Genomic DNA, 17,633 nt, shown 5'->3' on the forward strand with positions numbered 1-17,633 from the left:
ACACACGTGAATCGAGCACAAAGAAAAAAGAGCAATCGAGAATTTCTCGATTGCTCTTTTCAAATAGATTTATAAATTATTGCAGGAATCGCATTTGCTGCCGTAGCATTCATGCTGCTCATCAACTTTTTCTCCACAAGTTGTACATTGTTTAGGGGGCAGATTCTTGAAAAATTCGACTACGTTTTCAATCATTATCTCCAACTCCTTTGTTATAGTACTGTTATCTTTAAATGAATTGTATTATAACAGTTTACTTCCGTCAACCCTAAACAGTGAAATATTTTAAAAAATCCGTTAAAATAGAAATAGATTAGTAATTTAAAGGAGAGAAACCATGTATTTCGTAGACAATAAAGGTATTACAGATCCCCGCATCAACTTAGCGATTGAAGAATATTTATTGAAGACAATGGATGTTGAACAAGATCCGTTCTTGCTGTTCTATATTAACGAGCCATCGATCATCATCGGCAAAAACCAGAACACAGCAGAAGAAATCAATACCGATTATGTCGATTCCAATGGCATCCATGTCGTGCGCCGGCTTTCAGGCGGCGGGGCAGTGTACCATGACCATGGCAATTTGAATTATAGTTTCATCACAGTCGATGACGGCGAAAGTTTCCGCAATTTCCGCAAATTCACTGAACCGGTAGTACAGGCGCTGCAAGGATTGGGCGTCAATGCGGAATTATCCGGGCGCAACGATTTGATGGCGGAAGGCCGCAAGATTTCGGGCAATGCACAGTTTTCCACAAAAGGAAGAATGTACAGCCACGGCACGCTCCTTTTCAATACAGAGGTGGAAGCAGTTGTTTCCGCATTGAAAGTCAGCAAAGAAAAAATCGAATCGAAAGGCATCAAATCGATCCGAAGCCGTGTAGCGAATATTTCCGAGTTTCTAGAAGCGCCGATGTCGGTAACGGAATTCCGCTCAGCGATTCTGCATTCGATTTTCGACGGCGAAGAAAATGTCCGCTACTACGAATTGACGGAGCAAGACTGGGTCGGCATCCATGAAATTTCGAAAGAACGCTATGGCAACTGGGATTGGAATTACGGCAAATCGCCGAAGTTTAACATCAAGCATTCCCATCGCTTTCCGGTCGGCGGCATTGACGTTCGACTGCAGGTCGAGAACGGAGTCGTCCAGGACGCCAGCATTTTCGGCGACTTTTTCGGTGTCGGCGATGTGTCTGAGATCGAAAACGCCATTACGGGCGTCAAATACGAGCGCGCTTCGCTTGACGAAGCCATTACTGGTTTTGATATTCCGAAGTACCTTGGCGGCATCACGAAAGAAGAATTCCTGAAATTAATTTATTAAGAATTGATGAAGAGCCTGCTATTGAGCAGGCTCTTTTGTTAAAATTGAAAGAAAACGAAAGGGGGAATCATTATGGCAGCACAACGGATTTTTATTGTGGAAGACGATTTGAAAATCGCTGCATTGCTGGCGGAAACGCTCCGCAAATACCATTATGAGGTGGCAACCGCACAGGATTTCGATCAGATCCTCGAAGAATTCGAAACTTTTGATCCCCATATGGTGTTGCTGGATATCAACTTGCCTTCATATGACGGCTATTATTGGTGCAGGCAGATGCGCCAGCGTTCGACTTGCCCAATCCTTTTCATTTCAGCGAGATCGGGGGAAATGGACCAGGTTTTTGCGCTTGAAAATGGCGGCGATGATTTCATCACGAAACCTTTCCATTACGAAATCGTCCTTGCAAAAATAAAGAGCCATTTGCGGAGAGCATATGGCGAATACGCTCCAAAACAGGAAGAGCGTTCGGTGAAAGCCGGTCGCATCATTTTGTTTCTTGAGCGTATGGAGCTCCACGTTAAAAACGATGCTATTCCGCTGCAGAAAAAAGAATGCACAATTATGGAGCTATTACTCGCGCAGTACCCGAAAGTGGTGACGCGTGAACAGCTGCTGGAAGAGTTATGGGACGACCAGGCGTTTGTCGATGAAAATACTTTGAACGTCAATATGACACGCGTGCGAAAAAAACTGGCGGATTACGGCGTCAAGTCGATGATTGAAACGGTGCGCGGGTCGGGCTACCGCTTGCTGATCGACGAGGAGGAATTATAATGCTGCGGCTGTTTTTTAAAGAGCATGCGGCGTTTATCGTATTCCAGGCCGCTTTGGTCGCGTTCATCATGGCGCTTTATTGGCTCGACGGATTCCGCAACGTCGACACGGCGATTTACTCGTTTGTTATTAGCACGCTGCTCGTGGCCGTTTTCCTGGCGACCCGTTTTTCGAAACGCTACCGCTTTTACCAAAAGATTTTAGCGGTGCCGGACCGGATGGAACACGCGTTGCAGCGCGATGGGAAATCGCCGGAGCAGCTGCAGAGTGAGAAATACATGCAGGAAATCTACCGCCTTTACCAAAACGAGGCGCAGGCGCTTTATGCCTCGCAGAAACGCCATCTGCAATTTATGAATCAATGGGTGCATCAGATGAAGACGCCTTTGTCGGTGATGCAATTATTGCTGCAAGAGCCGGAGAAATTGGATAAAAACAGCGTCCGCGAAGAAGTGGACCGGCTGAAGGCCGGGCTCGATACTGTACTGATGAATGCACGCCTCGATACATTTGAGGAAGATATGCACATTGACCAAGTGCAACTGCGCAGCATCGTCTCAGAAATCGTCAATGAAAATAAGCGGCTGTTCATTTCGAAACGGGTCTACCCGGAAATTGATGTCGACGACAAATATATCGTAGCGACCGATCGAAAATGGATGAAGTTCATCTTGGGCCAGCTGTTGACGAACGCCTTGAAATACACGTTTGAACCGGACAAGAAAGTGTATATAAAAGCGGATTGCGTTGCCGAAACCACGTTGTTGACGATACGCGATGAAGGGATCGGAATTCCGGCGTCTGATTTGCCGCGCGTCACGAGAGCCTTTTTCACAGGCGAAAATGGCCGCAAGACCGGTGAATCGACGGGCATGGGCTTATATTTGGCAAACGAAGTATGCAAAAAACTCGGACATCAGCTGATGATCGATTCATCAATCGGTGAAGGAACGGCGGTGTCCGTGTTATTCCGCAACCAGGATTCTGCAACAGGGGGAAATGACAATGCCGTTATTGAAAATCGAAGAAGTGACGAAAGTGTACGAAGGGAAAGTGACGCACCGCGCGCTCAATCAGCTGAGCTTTGAAGTGGAAAAAGGCGAGTTTCTGGCCGTCATGGGACCTTCCGGCAGCGGCAAGACGACGCTGTTGAACCTGATTTCGACAATTGATACGCTGACCGCGGGGGAGATCCTTATCGACGGGGTCGATCCGCACGGTTTGGACAAAAACGAGTTGGCGCTTTTCAGACGCCATAAACTGGGCTTTATCTTCCAGGATTTCAATTTGCTGCAGATGTTGACCGTCGAAGAGAACATGGTGCTGCCGCTGACGCTGGACTATGTGCCGACTGATGAAATGGCTCGGCGTGTATTTGAGCTGGCGCAGAAACTCGGCCTTGAATCGATTCTCCATAAACGCCCCAACGAAATTTCTGGCGGTGAAGCGCAGCGGACAGCCATCGGCAGGGCGTTAATCCACAACCCTTCGCTCATTCTAGCCGATGAACCGACGGGCAACCTCGATTCCAAAGCTTCGCGCGACGTGCTTGAATTATTGAAAAGCGTCAGTGAAGAAAGCGGTACGACAATCGTGATGGTTACCCACGATCCGATTGCAGCGAGCTATTGCGACCGCGTGTTATTCATCAAAGACGGCGAGTTTTTCAATGAAATTTACAGCGACGAGCGCCGCCAAACATTCTATCAAAAAATCCTTAACGTCTTATCCTTGCTGGGAGGGAACGTGAATGACCTTTCGGCAGCTCGCTTACCGTAATGTGTTCAGGAACCGCCGAAGCTACGCGGCATTCTTTTTAGCGAGCGTCTTTTCGGTCATGGTGTTTTTCGTCTATTCCATGTTCATCTTCCATCCGCTGTTTGCGGAAGATGGCTTGCAGCAGCTCGCGGTGCGCGGCATGTTCATCGCGGAAGTGGTGCTTTACATCTTTACGCTGTTTTTCCTGTTTTATTCGATGAGCGCTTTTTTGCAGGCGCGTTCAAAAGAGTTCGGCATTCTCATGCATTTGGGAATGACGAAAAAGCAGCTCAATAAATTGGTCTTTTTCGAAACAATGATTCTTGGGACGGTGTCGACCGTTGCCGGAATCGCATTAGGCTTCGCATTTTCCAAGTTCTTCTTTATGATCGGCCGTGAAATCATGGAGCTTGAAGCGCTGCCTCTTTATGTGTCGTGGAAGCCGTTCGCTTTGACGATCGGTGCATTCGCCAGCCTGTTCATCATCATTTCTTTCGTCAGTGTCGCTTTTGTGCGGACAAAAGGAATATTGGATCTGCTGCAAGGTTATTGGAAAACGGATGAATTCACGCAAAGCTCCAAATGGCTCTCAGCGCTTGGCTTTGTTTTGCTGGCAATCGCCTATGCCCTTGCTGCGATGGTATCGGACAGCACAGTTTACACGATGGCATTCATCATCCCACCGATTGCAACGCTTGGAACCTATCTTTTCTTCACGCATTCCATCCATTCGCTGCTCCAATTCTATAAACGCAGCCGAGGCGTTTATTGGCACAAGACCCGGCTGGTGGCGATTGCCGAAGCTTCCGTTAAGCTGAAGGACAGCGCTCAGATGTTCTTTATCGTAACAATCGTTTCGACAGTCGCTTTCTTGACCGTCGGAACGCTTGCTTCGTTCATGTCCTACACGGGCGATTTTCGCGAATCAAATCCGCTCGGACTTATCTATATTTCATTTAATGGCAATAGCGAGGAGCAGGAGCACGTAGAACGGCTCATTTCCCAATTGGAAGGCAAAGAGCTGGAGTACGATATGGTACCGCTGATTGTGAAGCGCCAAACCTCGACGATGTCAGGCAACGATGTCGATATCGTGCGGACATCTGATTTTAACCGCTTAGCATTGACGCTCGGTTTTGATCCGGTTGACCCGGAGCGGGGGGAAGGGATTTTCATCCCTTACTCGCAAGAATCGCTGGAGGAATTGGGCGAAGTCAGCGTGGAAACAAGGCTGATGGAAAGTGACATCGATTTATCGCTTGGCGAAGTTTATCCCCATGTCATGTTTCCGGTCAACACCGTGAACTTTAACAGCATTGTCGTCAACGATTCCGATTATGCCGCGATTGATGAACCGCTGGCCGGATTCGGCGACGGGGAATCGACGTTCACGTATTATGCATTTGATATTCCGGACTGGGAAGAAACGGTCAGTGTTGGCAAAGAATTGACCGGCATCATGCAGCAGGCTGTCGTGCAAGAGGATTTCCGCGATTTGAGCTTTTTCTTCGTCAATCCAGGGGAAGATTACCGCCTGTTTAAATCGTCTTTCGCTATTCTGCTGTTCATCGGCGTGATGGTGGCGGCCGTCTTCTTATTGGCTGCGGGCAGTTTCATCTATTTTAAATTGTATACAGGGCTGGAGCGGGATCGCAGGCAATACTCTTTGCTAGTGAGGCTCGGCATGACGGAAAAAGAACTTGGCAAAATCGTCAACCGGCAGCTCATGCCGCAATTTTTCCTGCCTTGGGGCGTTGCGCTGCTCCACAGTACATTTGCATTCATTTCGCTGCAAGTAGTATGGGATGAATTTGCGGAATTGTCGATTGTCGGTGAAATGGTGTTTGTGCTGAGCGGCTTCACGATTGCGCAAATCCTCTATTTCTTCTTGATCCGTTGGCGTTATATAGAACATCTTCGAGCATCGTAAATTTTACGATGCTTGTTGTATTGTCTGAAGATTTCTTTTATAATGAAAACAGCGTCAATAATGAATGAGTATTCATTCAATATGAAAGAGGGATGGGAAATGAATTTAGTTAAGAGCGTCCATGAAATTTCACTGCAAAATCCGGGTAAAACCGCGTACAACTTTATGGGGAAAGATACATCGTACCAAGAATTTGACGGATCAGTCGCAAAATTCGCCGGTGCTCTGCAATCGCTTGGGATCAAAAAAGGGGACCATGTAGGATTCTTGCTGAGCAACACACCGCATTTCATGATTGCCTTATACGCAACGATGCGGGTTGGCGCTACAGCTGTGCCGATCAACCCTATCTACACACCAGATGAAATCGCTTACATCGTGAAAGATAGCGATGCCAAGGTGGTCATTGCACTTGATGCGCTGCTCCCGCTGGTTGAAAAAGCACATGGGGCACTGCCGTCGGTTGAAGCGTATATCATCTGCGAAACCGACCCTTCGGCGGCCGAGAAAATGGCTCAACTGCCAGAGGCGGTCAAACCGAAAGTGCATTCGTTCACCCAGCTATTGATGGCCTCCCCGGCATTCGAGGGTTCCGCCGAGTTGCAAGGCGATGATGTAGCCGTCATCCTTTATACATCCGGCACTACGGGCAAACCGAAAGGTGCAATGTTGACGCACGAAAATCTTTACTCAAATGCGCGCGATGTCGGTGTTTACCTGCAAATGAATGCTGAAGACCGCATTGTTGCGACATTGCCGGTATTCCATGTTTTCGCATTGACTGTCGTAGTCAACGCACCGCTAATGATCGGCGCTACAATTATCTTGGTGCCGCGCTTCAACCCGGTAGAAGTGTTCGAGACGATCAAGTCGCAGCGCGCGACTGTTTTCGCCGGAGTGCCGACAATGTATAATTTCATGTACCAGTTCCCGCATGCGAAAACCGAAGACTTCGCGACGGTGCGTTTGGCGATTTCCGGCGGGTCTGCCTTGCCGGTAGCGCTGCTGCATAATTTCGAAGACAAATTCCAAGTACGCGTGTCCGAAGGCTACGGCTTGTCGGAAGCTTCACCTGTAACTTGCTTCAACCCGATCGACCGCGAACGCAAAGCGGGTTCGATTGGAACGTCTATCGTCAACGTCGAGAACAAAGTTGTCAATGAACTTGGTGAAGAAGTCGCGGTTGGTGAAGTGGGCGAATTAATCGTTCGCGGTCCAAACGTCATGAAAGGCTATTACAAGCTGCCGGAAGAAACAGCAGCTGCCTTACGCGATGGCTGGCTTTACACGGGCGATTTGGCAAGAGTGGACGAAGAAGGCTATTTCTATATCGTTGACCGCAAAAAAGACATGATCATTGTTGGGGGCTTCAATGTCTACCCGCGCGAGGTCGAAGAAGTGTTGTTCGCGCATCCTGGCATTGTGGAAGCCGCAGTTGTCGGATTGCCGGATCCGAATTTCGGCGAAAGAGTCAACGCGTATGTCGTATTGAAAGACAATTCGGTGACGACGGCGGAGCTTGAAACTTATTGCGCCGAGCATTTGGCGAAATACAAAGTGCCGCGCCATTTTGAAATCCTTGAGGAATTGCCAAAAAACACGACCGGTAAAATTCTTCGCCGTTCATTGAAAGATCAGGCAATGAGCAAATAACCATTCAAGCGGCCCAGGCTATTCCAGCCTGGGCCGCTTTTTTCACTGTCCAGAAGGCAGCGGCATCTATTTGATTGAAAAGACAGACATTTTTACTTATAGTAGAAGAGCAACTATTACGTTTTTCGAAATAAATCGACAGGGGGATTTTACATATGAAAAAGGCAGTCGAAATAAAAGACTTAACCCGATTGGCATCAGTGACCGACCCGCATATTTCGCCGGACGGCACGCAGCTGTTATTTGTCCGTACGCAGATGGATGAGGAAAACAACACATACGTTGCGCATCTTTTCCATGGCGATCTACAAAGCGGGAAAATCACGCAGTGGACGCACGGCAAAGACCGCGTTTCGTCGCCCGCTTGGTCAGAAGACGGCGAAATGGCGGCGTTTTTATCGACAAGAGACGACAAGAACCAGCTGTATGTAATGCCAGCGACAGGCGGAGAGGCGCGTGCGCTCACCGATTTCGAAAAAGGCGTCAATTCGTTCCGCTGGTCGCCCTGCAATAAAAGGATCTGGTTTGATGCAATGGTGAAAGACGGCAAAACATTTACCGATAAAGAGGACAAAGAAGACAAAGAAGACCGCAAAGACAAGAAGCATCCTCAACCGATATTTGTCAGCCAAATGAAATACAAGATGGATGGCATGGGTTTGGTGCCGCAGGACGAGCACCGCCAAATCGGTTCGGCCGATATTGAATCGAAAGAGATTGAACAATTGACGTCAGGCAATTTCCATTATAATTTGGAAGCCGTTTCGCATGACGGATCGAAATTGGCGTATGGAGTGGTGCGGGAAGAAAATCTCGATTTCGTTTTCCGCCAGCCCCTTTATTTGTATGACATCGAATCGAAAACGGAAACGGCAGTGGCGGATGGAGAGGGATCCTTCGATGGAGCCGCTTTCTCATTCGACGATGCGAAGCTTGCGTATATCAGCAGCACGCGCCAATTCGAAAACGCGACACACACCGAGGTGTCCGTCTACGACATCGCCTCAAAGACTAGCATGTGCCTGACTGAAGGCATCGACGCACCGGTCGGCGATTATGTAGTGGCTGACCATCAACAAGGAGCCGCAGCACCCGCAGTTGTTTGGACAAAAGATGATCATTTATACTTCCAGGTTTCGACGATGGGCGACGTCCGGCTGTATTTCGCTTCCCTTGACGGGGCGGTGTATCCAGCCTCACCCGAAATGGAGCATATCTACGGATTTGATATTGCCCGCAATGGCGAGTTCGCGGTCGCGGCAATCAGCGATCCGGTCAATCCGGGGGAATTATACAAACTCACCATCGCTACCGGTGAACGGGAAGCTTTGACCGTTTTCAATAACTCTTATTTGGAAAACACGGAATTGGTCATGCCCGAGGCAATCGTTGCCGAAGGGGCCGATGGATGGCCTGTTCATGGCTGGCTGATGAAACCGCAGAGCTTTGCAGAAGGTGAAAAATATCCGCTTGTCGTCAATATTCACGGCGGTCCGCATGCGATGTACGCCAATACGTTTGTCCACGAAATGCAGCTGCTCGCTGCCCGCGGGTTCGGCGTGTTGTACGTCAATCCGCGCGGCAGCCATGGCTATAGCCAGGAATTTGTCGACGCCGTGCGCGGCGACTACGGAGGCAACGACTACGAAGATATCATGAAATCGCTGGAAGCCGTGATTTCCGAAAACCCTTGGATCGACACCGAGCGTTTGGGCGTGACAGGCGGAAGCTACGGCGGATTTATGACGAATTGGATCGTCAGCCGAACAAACCGTTTTAAAGCGGCTGTTACGCAGCGTTCGATTTCCAACTGGGTATCGTTTTTCGGCGTTTCAGATATCGGTTATTATTTCAGCCCCTGGCAAATCGGTGCGGACATGGGCGATGTTGATAAATTATGGCATCATTCACCGTTGAAATACGTGGCGGATGTAGAGACGCCATTATTGATTTTGCATTCGGAAAATGATTATCGCTGCCCGATTGAACAATCAGAACAACTGTATGTGACGCTTAAGAGCCTGGGTAAAGAAACCGAATTCATCCGTTTCCCGGAAGCCGACCATAATTTGTCGCGTACCGGAAAACCGAATCTGCGCTTTGTGCGCCTCGAGCAGATTGCCGGCTGGATGGAAAAGCATTTGGCTTGATCAATCTCAACAGGAGAAAAACGAAAGCCGGAAAACACCCGAACTTCATCGGGGTTTTCCGGCTTTTTGCGTTTTCCAATGAGCCTAAGTTTTATAAGGCAAGAAGGGTGAGCCAAAAAATATGAAGAAGCAAAATCAGCGAGTAGAGTGTATTTGCAGAAATGAAGAAGTAAAGCCAGAGGCGGGATTGGATGTCAACGAATGGCGTGAAAAGAAGCCCGGAAAGGCATAGCGAAAGCAGAACTTTGATTGCCAAAATAACACCTGGAGAGAATGAGCTCAATAATGGATTGGCTTCGGTGATAAAACCGGATGTGATTCCAAAGAACGTCAGTAATCCATCTGCTGCATTCAAAATGGCGAGTGCCCAGACCTGATTTTTTAAAGGCGTGCCGCGTTTAGCCACAATCATATTCACCTCCATTTTCTGCATGCATCATGGTGTCTGAGTGTTCTTTTATTAATAAGAAATACCCTTTTTTCTATCATTTACACATACATTTGAACTATTATTATTTAATATTTTTTAAAAAATATATTAAAAGTAGTTCTTTTTTCTCTATTTTGGCAATCTCGGCTTATGGCTAAGAGCTCTTTAAATGATAGGGGGAGAATGCTTATCCATTAACTGGCCTTAAATCGGCGTTGACATGAAGTGTGGAAGAATTAACAGGTACTAGCAAGAATCAACATGCGTTGCTTGAACGTTAACCGGCACTAGCAAAAAGTAGAAGACGGCAATAAAAAAAGACTGCAGGCAAATTCGAGAAAATCGAATTTGCCTGCAGTCTGGACACGCCTAAGAGTGGAGCGTTTGGTTTTTTTGTGTGCAGTGCCATCTCGATGAAAAAGTTTGTTTTTCATCGAATTCTTGTATGTGCAGCCGGTCGGCTTTGAAGCCTGTTGCATACTTGATTTTATTGCGCTTTTCTTCGAGCAGCAGGTTGTTGATCCACTGCTCGGCTACAGCGGCCAGTTTTTCGCGCTGTCCCTTTGCCCCGCTGCATATTGTGATAAAGGAATAATCCGTTAAGTTCGCCTTTTCCCTTTTAAGGAAAGTCCGCATTGGCGCAGCAATCTTTCCCGCCCAGACCGGGGTAAGCAAAATGACCGGCCCGTAGTCTTTAACATCGAAATCGAAAGGGGCGAGCCGCGAATCACGTTTCACCAGAAAATCAATGAAAATGGAAAAGCTTTGCGTTTTCTCCGCTCTATGATTTCGTACATCGTGCATCCGATTCTGTCGCGCAATTCAACAGCCGGCTTTACATTATTTTCCTTTGAAAACGGGTTTGCGTTTTTCGCCGAATGCAATCAGTGCTTCTATGCGGTCTTCGGTTGGAATTGTCATTTCATACGCTTTGCGTTCAATGTGAAGTCCGGTCTGCAAGTCAGCGTTCATGCCGTTCTTGATGGCGAATTTCGCTTGCTGAATGGCAATTGGGCCGTTCGCCAGCATCATGTCAGCGAATTGGCCGGTTACTTGGATCAACTCGCTGCGCGGAGCCACTTTCGTCGCAATTCCGTAAGCAAGGGCTTCATCAGCTTTTAGGCGGCGTGCCGTCAAAATCAATTCCAGTGCTTTCGCTTCGCCGATTAAACGAGGCAGGCGTTGTGTGCCGCCGGCTCCGGGGATAATGGCCAGGCTCGTTTCTGTTAGGCCGAGCAATGTATCATCCGCCACAATGCGGAAATCGCACGCCAGCGCAAGTTCCATGCCGCCGCCGAACGCGAAGCCGTTGATCATGGCAATCGTCGGCTGAGGCAGATTCTCGATTGTCGAAAAGACTTCACCGATTTTATAAATGTTGCGTTTTACATGCTGTTCAGTCAGCGTCTTCCGTTCTTTTAAATCAGCGCCTACACTGAATGCTTTCTCTCCAGCGCCTGTGAATACAACAAGGCGGATGTCCGGATTGATGCGGATCGCTTCAACCACTTGGCCGAGCTCCGCAAGCATATCGTAATTGAAGGCGTTCATGGAATCAGGGCGGTTTAACGTGATGAACGCCAGGTTCCCTTGTTGTTCGTAATGAATTGTGTCCATTTTTCTCCCCCTTAAAGTGTTTCCTTCTTCTAAAAACATACCATTTTTTGGACTATTGTGCTATCCCGCTCTATAATTAAGCGCAGAGAGGGGGACACGCATTCATGAATCAGTTTTCATTCATTCGCATTTATCGCATTGTCTTCATGGCCGTTAAATTTTATACGCAAGCCACGTTGTTCCAACGGCGCCACCGTGGCGCCTGGAATCCTCTCGTCGAGGAGAAATGGAACACCCTGGTAACGAAACAAGCGAAACAATACAAGACATTGGCGCTGAAACTCGGCGGCCTGATGATCAAGATGGGGCAGTTCCTGTCAACACGGGCAGATATCATGCCAAAGTCCTTTCTCGAAGAGCTCGAGGGGCTGACGGACCGTGTGCCTTCAGTAGAACGTGAAAAAATCATATCTGTGTTGGAGACAGAATGGAATTCCCCTTATTCCAGCTATTTGGCGGGACTGTCTGAAGGAGCGGTTGCTTCCGCATCTATAGGAGAAGTCTATAAAGGGACGCTGAAAGACGGCACTGTTGTCGCCGTGAAAATCCAGCGCCCGGGAACTGAGAAATTGCTGCGGGCAGATTTTCAGGCGATGCGCATTGTCATCTGGTTTATGAAGACCTTTACGCCGCTCTCCAAACAAATCAATTTCACTCAGCTGTTCGGGGAAATGACCGAAACGATCGGTGCGGAATTGAACTTCCTTCAGGAGCTGCAAAGTGGACGCGCGTTCGCGGACCGTTTTTCCGAAATGGACGGCATTCGTTTTCCTGTCTATTTTGATGATTTGTCGACGCGCCGCGTCCTTGTCATGGAATGGATCGAGGGGGCACGCATCACCGACTTGGCCTTTATTGAAAAAAATGGAATCGACCGCCACGAAATCGCGGAGCGGCTGTTCATCCTGTTCCTCGAACAGATTTTATACGGCGGACAATTCCACGCTGACCCGCACGGCGGGAACATTCTACTGAAGCCTGATGGCACGATTGTGCTGATCGATTTCGGCATGACGGGCACAATCACGACCGCGGATTCACAGGCTGTCCTGCGCATTGCGGAAGGCATTATCTTCAAAAATTACGAATTGGTTCTTGATGCGCTTGAAGAGCTCCGGTTCTTATTGCCGCAAGCTAACCGTGAGCTTTTGGCCGATACGATTTCCCGATTGGTCGCTGCATACGAATCAGACGAGCTGATGCAGATGGACAGCTTTGTCGTGGAGCGGCTGTTCAAGGACATGCAAAACATCGTCCGGACACAACCGGTACAGCTGCCAGCTGAGTTCGCATTCTTCGGTCGTGCGGCTTCAATCTTTGTTGGCGTGCTGAACGTCCTGGATCCAGGCATTGACCTCTTGGCATTGGCGCGGCCGCGCGTTCTTGAATGGGCGTCGACTCAAAAAGAAGGCAAGCCTGTCTTCGGTAAAAGCGATGTGCTGCGCTGGGTGCTGAACGCCTCGGGCCCATTCCGGGTGTTGCCGCAGAAAGTCATCAGCTATTTGGAAGAGCCGGAGCGGATGCGCCATTACATCGAAAATCGCGACGGACGCAATCGCCAGCATGAGCGCGATCTGCAGAGCCGGATGTTTGCCGGCATGTTCACCATCCTGTCGTTCGCTGGCATCTCGGTTTCGGTGTGGTTCTGGCATGAGCCGTTCATGTGGGTGTCTTCCGGATTTTTCGTCGGATCATTATGGGTTTACCGTTCAATTAAATGAAAAGAGCTGTCCGGAATTCTGTTTTACAGACTTCCGGACAGCTCTTTTTTTCATGGCAAGGGTGTATTCATGCGAGTTGAATTATGATTCTTCTTATTAGTACTGCGCAAAACTGCCTCGCTTGCCGCGGGCAAGACATTGGCCGCAGCCTGCGAGACCAATGTCTTTGTCTCGAAGCTAGCGAAGCGATGCAGAGACAGGGACAGAGTCTTACTGAAGTTTCCGCAATTTTATTCCGTGTCTACAAAAATAGCAGAACCTACTAAGCTCTTTATTTTTCAAAGAGCTTACCAGCGAAGGCGCGGCCAAGGGCTAGGCAAGGGAATAGCCAAATGGAATTTGGACCATTTCCTTTGCTTCGAAGCTAGCGCAGCGATGCAACACACTTTCATGTCTCGAAGCTAGCGAAGCGATGCAGAGACAGAAGCAGAAGATTCTGGCAGAAAGCCAGGCGTTCTTTGCCTGGCTTTTTGCGACAAGCTTGCGCAGGAGCAATCATCCTAGCCTTACCCAAAGCGTCCGAAGCAGTTTTAAATGAGTTACTTCTTTAATTCAACTTATTAAATAAAACTCCAGAAAGGATTATTTGACGGAGGCTATTGCAATTTTAGGAAATGGCGCTAAAATTAAAAATAAGAACAAACGTTCCCTTTTTGAGGAGGTGCTAAAAATGCCGTTAATCTCACAAGAGGAAATCGTCTATTTTGAAAAAGCGATGTATTTGCCGATGGTGCTGATCATTCTGGAGCGCGACCGTGCATTATTCGAACAGGGTCCTTTTAAGTTGAAGAGGCCGTATGTTGAATTGGTGGATGGAGCGATTCGGAAAGTTCAGAGGGAGCTGAAGGAAACGAACATCCATATGCGCAAGCAGCATATGAAAATGCTGAAGGGGACAGGCGATGATACCTTTACTGAATATGTCTTTTACCATGGGGGCTATGAAGATCACAGGCGCTATTTGAATTTGCGCCTACGCAATCAAGTGGAGGAGCTGCTGCGAATTTATTTGGCGATGGCACACCGGGAGATTTGACCAGGTCCACCAGCCTCAATATGAACAGCGGCTGAAGTTTCGGCGGTCAATCCATCGGATGCTGAGCGCGGGGCGGATACCGCCGTTTCGTCAAATAGACCATCTGCTGCTTGTGGATTTGTTGGGAATTCCTGAAAAAGCGGCGCAGCGAACCGGCAAACGAATGCTGATTTCTGAGGGCGATGGGCGACACGTCGAGTGGTACGCTTATGCCGTTGCTCAAGTGTACAAGGCTTCCTTTAATGGTGTCTTCGCTGTCGATCAACTCGACTGCATCAAAATTGAACCAGACCGAATCACGGTTCTTCGGTGAATGGGTAGGAAAGAAAATGAGTGGGCTGCCGTAATATTCCCCAATGATGACAGGAGGTTTATGTTTGACCCGGATCGCTTTCTGGGAATAGAGGGTGGCGCTTTCGAGGGATCCCCTGTAAAATCTGCACGAAGAGCTGATGATTTTATAGACGGATTCCTCTACGATGAATTCGCTGCGGTCTTCAATGACCCGCGTCCAGTTTCTGTGGCCGTCAATATACGGCAGAAGTGCGTAGGTATTGCTGCACACCGTATATGATAAGAGCTGATGATTCTTTTTTCTCATGAATTATACACCCCTCAAATTTACTATACATATAACATTATAAGGAAAAAATGCAAATTAGCAAAGGCTTTACTACGGAAAATAAAATATTTTCTATTTCATTAGAATTTTCAAAAAACGATTGTTCTTTCAGAATTTATATTGTATACTAATGAAAAGCATTCGGGGTGATGAAGAATGGAAAACTATTATTCTTATGCTGATTTCATGAAAGCGATGGCTCAAACAAAGAAAGCGACCGAAGCGGAAAAACTTCTGAACGATATCTATTTGGATCTGTTCCTGAAGCATGTTCACCGCTCTCAGCAAGAAGAGCAGCTGATGAGCCTCATCGACGAAGCCCTGGACAATAACGACCGTAAAGCATTCAACACGTATAGCGAGCAATTGAAGACCCTAAAACACGAAGAAGAATGAGTAAGCAGCTTTTTATAGAATGTTATCAAAAATGCATCGGACCTAGTCCGATGCATTTTTTTGCACGTTTACGCAGTGCAGGCGCCCCTTGAAGCAGGATTGGTTCTTCCCTGCCAACCTGCAGATCCAAAAGAAATAGTGAAAAAACATACGTTCGCTTTTTGTTAGGGTATTTTTAGGGCATATGATAAAATAGAGACAATGAACGAACGGAGGGCATTAACCATGAAACAGGAATTCAATCTTCAGGCACCCTATGAGCCTGCGGGCGATCAGCCGGCTGCAATTACCGAACTGACACAAGGAATCATCAACGGCAAGAAATGCCAGACGCTGCTCGGAGCGACAGGGACAGGGAAGACGTATACAATGTCAAACGTCATCCAGCAAGTGAAAAAGCCGACGCTCGTGATGGCGCACAACAAGACTTTGGCTGGTCAGCTGTACAGTGAATTCAAGGAATTCTTTCCGGACAATGCAGTTGAGTATTTTGTCAGTTATTATGATTATTACCAACCGGAAGCTTATGTGCCGCAATCCGATACGTTTATCGAGAAAGATGCCAGTATCAACGATGAAATCGATAAACTTCGGCACTCGGCGACGAGTTCATTGTTCGAACGCGATGACGTCATCGTCATTGCTTCAGTATCTTGCATTTATGGCCTGGGTTCTCCGAAAGAATACCGGGAGCTCGTGGTTTCACTGCGCAAAGGGATGGAAATCGAGCGTAACCAGCTGCTGCGAAAACTGGTCGATGTGCAATACGAGCGCAATGACATCAACTTTATCCGCGGCACATTCCGTGTACGGGGCGATGTAGTAGAAATCTTCCCGGCATCGCGCGATGAACGCTGCCTGCGCGTGGAGTTTTTCGGCGACGAAATCGACCGCATCCGCGAAGTCGATGCGCTGACCGGTGAAATCATCGGCGAACGTGAACACGTCGCGATTTTTCCAGCGTCCCACTTTGTTACCCGCGAAGACAAAATGGTCAAAGCGATCGCCAACATTGAAGAAGAGCTGGAAGAGCGCTTGAAAGAAATGCGCGCTGAAGACAAGCTGCTTGAAGCACAGCGGCTGGAACAGCGAACGCGCTACGATTTGGAAATGATGCGCGAAATGGGCTTCTGCTCAGGCATCGAAAACTATTCAAGGCATCTGACGCTGCGCCCGGCTGGCGCGCAGCCTTATACGCTCATCGATTATTTCCCGGAAGATTTCCTGTTGGTGGTCGATGAAAGCCACGTCACGCTGCCGCAGGTGCGCGGCATGTTCAATGGCGACCAAGCACGCAAAAAAGTGCTCGTCGACCATGGTTTCCGCCTGCCTTCGGCGATGGACAACCGCCCGTTGACCTTCACGGAATTCGAGGAGCATATCCATCAGGCGGTGTTCGTGTCAGCGACGCCGGGGCAATATGAACTTGATCACACGCCGGAAATGGTCGAGCAGATCATCCGGCCGACAGGGCTCCTGGATCCGACCATCGAAGTGCGCCCAATCGAAGGACAGATTGATGATTTAATGGATGAAATCCGACAGCGTACAGACCGCAACGAGCGGGTCTTGGTGACGACGTTGACCAAGAAAATGTCGGAAGACCTCACCGCTTATCTGAAAGAAGCGGGGATCAAAGTCAATTACCTCCATTCCGAGATCAAAACACTTGAACGCATCGAAATCATCCGTGAACTGCGCATGGGCGTCTACGACGTTCTTGTCGGCATCAACTTGCTGCGTGAAGGGCTGGATATTCCGGAAGTGTCGCTCGTGACGATTCTGGATGCGGACAAAGAAGGCTTCCTGCGCTCTGAGCGTTCATTGATTCAGACGATGGGCCGCGCCGCACGTAATTCGAATGGCCATGTCATCATGTATGCCGATAGAATGACGGATTCGATGACGAAAGCGATTGATGAAACGGCGCGCCGGCGCACAATCCAGGCTGATTATAATGAAGAACACGGCATCACGCCGATTACAATACAAAAGAAAATCCGCGACGTCATCCGCGCCACAGAGGCTGCAGAAGAAGGCGAAGAATATGTGTCAAAAGCGGTTTCGGGCAAAAAGCTCAAGAAAGAAGAGCGCGTAAAACTCATTTCCCTGCTCGAAAAAGAGATGAAAGAAGCGGCCAAAGCGCTTGATTTTGAACGCGCAGCTGAATTGCGCGATACAGTGCTTGAATTGAAAGCGGAAGGATGATTAGA

The 17,633-nt window shown here is 48.4% G+C and carries 16 protein-coding genes; 11 read left to right on the top strand and 5 right to left on the bottom strand.

The features are described 5' to 3' along the window. Window positions 1-69: 69 nt before the first annotated feature. Window positions 70-195, bottom strand: a complete 126-nt coding sequence (gene yhfH / locus AC4EHJ_RS15020) for a protein YhfH (protein WP_490976418.1) — start codon at window positions 193-195, stop codon at window positions 70-72. Window positions 196-337: 142 nt separating this feature from the next. On the opposite strand from yhfH, the gene lplA reads away from it, so the two are divergent. The 7 genes from lplA to AC4EHJ_RS15055 all read left to right on the top strand — a co-directional run bounded on the left by lplA (window position 338) and on the right by AC4EHJ_RS15055 (window position 9,598). Further along, window positions 338-1,330 (top strand): lipoate--protein ligase, encoded by a 993-nt coding sequence (gene lplA / locus AC4EHJ_RS15025; RefSeq protein WP_490976419.1) that lies wholly within the window; start codon window positions 338-340, stop codon window positions 1,328-1,330. Window positions 1,331-1,402: 72 nt separating this feature from the next. After that, complete coding sequence (locus tag AC4EHJ_RS15030) at window positions 1,403-2,107, top strand: response regulator (RefSeq protein WP_490976420.1); 705 nt, start codon at window positions 1,403-1,405, stop codon at window positions 2,105-2,107. Continuing rightward, window positions 2,107-3,195 carry a sensor histidine kinase gene (locus tag AC4EHJ_RS15035; RefSeq protein ID WP_490976421.1) on the top strand — a complete coding sequence of 363 codons (1,089 nt, stop codon included), beginning with the start codon at window positions 2,107-2,109 and terminating at the stop codon, window positions 3,193-3,195. Before AC4EHJ_RS15030 ends, AC4EHJ_RS15035 begins: the two co-directional genes overlap by 1 nt. After that, entirely contained in the window at window positions 3,113-3,886 is a 774-nt protein-coding gene (locus AC4EHJ_RS15040) for an ABC transporter ATP-binding protein (RefSeq protein ID WP_490976422.1), read from the top strand. Before AC4EHJ_RS15035 ends, AC4EHJ_RS15040 begins: the two co-directional genes overlap by 83 nt. Next, the gene (locus AC4EHJ_RS15045; RefSeq protein ID WP_490976423.1) at window positions 3,858-5,795 is read left to right on the top strand and encodes an FtsX-like permease family protein; all 1,938 of its coding nucleotides are present in this window, start codon (window positions 3,858-3,860) and stop codon (window positions 5,793-5,795) included. Before AC4EHJ_RS15040 ends, AC4EHJ_RS15045 begins: the two co-directional genes overlap by 29 nt. Before the next feature lie 99 nt (window positions 5,796-5,894). Beyond that, the gene (locus AC4EHJ_RS15050; protein ID WP_490976424.1) at window positions 5,895-7,448 is read left to right on the top strand and encodes a fatty acid--CoA ligase family protein; all 1,554 of its coding nucleotides are present in this window, start codon (window positions 5,895-5,897) and stop codon (window positions 7,446-7,448) included. Window positions 7,449-7,603: 155 nt separating this feature from the next. Further along, window positions 7,604-9,598: a S9 family peptidase gene (locus AC4EHJ_RS15055; RefSeq protein ID WP_490976425.1), complete on the top strand. Its 1,995-nt coding sequence runs from the start codon at window positions 7,604-7,606 to the stop codon at window positions 9,596-9,598. A gap of 91 nt (window positions 9,599-9,689) precedes the next feature. Here the strand turns inward: AC4EHJ_RS15055 and AC4EHJ_RS15060 are convergent, their stop codons facing one another. From AC4EHJ_RS15060 to AC4EHJ_RS15070, 3 genes are all read right to left on the bottom strand, one after another. Next, a complete protein-coding gene (locus AC4EHJ_RS15060; RefSeq protein ID WP_490976426.1) occupies window positions 9,690-10,010 on the bottom strand; it encodes a DUF5658 family protein in 321 nt (106 codons plus the stop codon). 387 nt (window positions 10,011-10,397) lie between these two features. Continuing rightward, on the bottom strand, window positions 10,398-10,832 hold the full coding sequence (locus tag AC4EHJ_RS15065) for a hypothetical protein (protein ID WP_490976427.1): 435 nt from the start codon (window positions 10,830-10,832) through the stop codon (window positions 10,398-10,400). A gap of 36 nt (window positions 10,833-10,868) precedes the next feature. Next, complete coding sequence (locus AC4EHJ_RS15070; RefSeq protein WP_490976428.1) at window positions 10,869-11,645, bottom strand: enoyl-CoA hydratase-related protein; 777 nt, start codon at window positions 11,643-11,645, stop codon at window positions 10,869-10,871. A 104-nt stretch (window positions 11,646-11,749) separates the two neighbouring features. Between AC4EHJ_RS15070 and AC4EHJ_RS15075 the strand changes: the two genes are divergently transcribed. Next, on the top strand, window positions 11,750-13,366 hold the full coding sequence (locus AC4EHJ_RS15075; protein ID WP_490976429.1) for an ABC1 kinase family protein: 1,617 nt from the start codon (window positions 11,750-11,752) through the stop codon (window positions 13,364-13,366). A gap of 670 nt (window positions 13,367-14,036) precedes the next feature. Beyond that, window positions 14,037-14,402 carry a YhjD family protein gene (locus AC4EHJ_RS15080; protein ID WP_490976430.1) on the top strand — a complete coding sequence of 122 codons (366 nt, stop codon included), beginning with the start codon at window positions 14,037-14,039 and terminating at the stop codon, window positions 14,400-14,402. Window positions 14,403-14,448: 46 nt separating this feature from the next. Here AC4EHJ_RS15080 and AC4EHJ_RS15085 read toward each other — a convergent pair whose 3' ends face one another. Further along, window positions 14,449-15,003, bottom strand: a complete 555-nt coding sequence (locus AC4EHJ_RS15085) for a competence protein ComK (RefSeq protein ID WP_490976431.1) — start codon at window positions 15,001-15,003, stop codon at window positions 14,449-14,451. Between the two features lie 177 nt (window positions 15,004-15,180). Between AC4EHJ_RS15085 and AC4EHJ_RS15090 the strand changes: the two genes are divergently transcribed. Next, window positions 15,181-15,420 carry an IDEAL domain-containing protein gene (locus AC4EHJ_RS15090; protein WP_490976432.1) on the top strand — a complete coding sequence of 80 codons (240 nt, stop codon included), beginning with the start codon at window positions 15,181-15,183 and terminating at the stop codon, window positions 15,418-15,420. Between the two features lie 225 nt (window positions 15,421-15,645). Continuing rightward, complete coding sequence (uvrB, locus tag AC4EHJ_RS15095) at window positions 15,646-17,628, top strand: excinuclease ABC subunit UvrB (RefSeq protein WP_490976433.1); 1,983 nt, start codon at window positions 15,646-15,648, stop codon at window positions 17,626-17,628. Window positions 17,629-17,633 lie beyond the last annotated feature (5 nt).

The organism is Planococcus sp. TJ-301, assembly GCF_058268475.1.